Source organism: Enterococcus sp. 1001283B150225_161107_E12, assembly GCF_015556925.1.
GTDB lineage: Bacteria > Bacillota > Bacilli > Lactobacillales > Enterococcaceae > Enterococcus_B > Enterococcus_B mundtii.
In genome coordinates this window covers 1-1813 of sequence record NZ_JADNNI010000032.1, presented here as the reverse complement: position 1 = coordinate 1813, position 1813 = coordinate 1, and the positions used below count along the sequence as shown (strand labels likewise).

The 1813-nt window shown below is 39.3% G+C and carries 1 protein-coding gene; it reads left to right on the top strand.

The annotated features are described in order from the left end of the window. Nucleotides 1-138 precede the first annotated feature (138 nt). Nucleotides 139-1813 (top strand): IS1182 family transposase (locus tag I2F89_RS15365; protein ID WP_229078158.1); only part of this gene is annotated, 1675 nt, incomplete at its 3' end.

Genomic DNA, 1813 nt, shown 5'->3' with positions numbered 1-1813 from the left:
GAGAGTGGGACAATAATCAGAAGAAAAGCTGATTATCGTCCCACTTTTTTTGCATATTTTTGAATTTAAGGAACACAAAAAAGCACACAACCTTGTATGATTAAAGTGACTAAACCCAATCAAAAAGGAGTGTGCCTTATGTTCAAAAATTATACCATTAATCAAACCACTTTACCACTAGATATGGAACAGTTTATTCCTGAAACTGATGTTGCGTTTGCCGTCAATTCTTTAGTGGAAGCAATCCCTCCACACCTCTTCGATGAATTAGAACACCAACTTGGGCGTCCTGCCTATCATCCAAAAATGATGTTAAAGATTCTTCTTTATGCCTATACCCAACGTGTTTTTTCTGGTCGAAAGATTGAATTCCTTTTAGACGATAGCTATCGGATGCGTTGGTTAGCCAATCACGAACAAGTTAGCTACCGCACGATCAACCGATTTCGAAATCATGAGACAACCGCTCAGTTGTTAGCTGAAGCCTTTGTTCTATTTCGTCGTCAGTTGATTACGAATCAAGTCATCGATAACGAAGCGATTTTTATTGATGGCACGAAAATTGAAGCGGACGCCAATAAGTTTAGCTTTGTTTGGCGAAAAGCAGCTACTCGATACGAACGTGCTTTAGATGAAAAATCTGAAGCATTCTACCAAGCGCTCTATCAAGAAGAGATCCTTCCTTGTTTAAAAGAAGAAGGGCAATCCGATGGATTGTCGAGCGACCAACTAGAAGAAGTCGCTCATCATCTAGAAGCTGAACTCCATGAAACAAATACACAATTAGCCCAGGAACAATCCCCAAAAAAGCAAAGTCAGTTAAAGAGAAAAAGACGAGTCTATAAAAAATACCTTCGACAAGTACAAGCGGATTACCTACCAAGAAAACAAAAATATGAACGATATCGTCGTCTCTTCCAAGAACGAAACAGCTTTTCTAAAACAGATACGGACGCCACCTTTATGCGAATGAAAGACGATTATATGCGTAATGGACAGCTAAAACCAGGATATAATCTACAAATTGCGACAGAAAACCAGTATATCTTAGCCTATGACTTATTCCCAAATCCAACGGACACTAAAACCTTAGCGCCATTTTTAGATAGTTTTTTAGAACAACATAAAGAGCTACCAGAATATATTGTAGCTGATGCAGGTTATGGGAGCGAACAAAATTATATGTATATCCATGATGTTCTACATAAAACACCCTTGATCACCTACAGTACGTATTACAAAGAAAGCAAAAAGAAGAACAAGGAGAATCCGTTCAACGTAGAAAATTGGCGCTATCTGCAAGAACAAGATGAGTATATTTGCCCAGCAAAGCGACCTGTCCCGTTCAAAGGCTATAGTCGGAGAAAAGATAAAGGAGGCTTTGTCCGAGATTTCAAAGTGTATGAATGCGAAGATTGTCGAGCTTGTCCAGTCCGGAGTCAATGTACCCGTTCGAAAGGCACACAAAAGCGGCAACTTCTAGTAAATAATTCTTGGCGCTATTTCAAAGCAGAATGCAAAAAGAAGCTTTTGGAGGAAAAAACCGGTTCGATTTATCGTCGGCGAAAAGTCGATGTCGAACCAGTGTTTGGTCATCTAAAGGCTCACTTAGCGTTCCATCGTTTTCACTTACGAGGAAAACAAGGAGCGACGATTGATGTGGGTTTGGCACTTATGGCATTAAATCTGAGAAAATTAGGGAAGTACATGGAGAGAAATGTGCGAATAAAAACAAAAACGAGTCCAATTTTGACAAAACACATCAAAATTGGACTCATTTCTATTTTTGAGAAAGGACTATTGTCCCACTCTC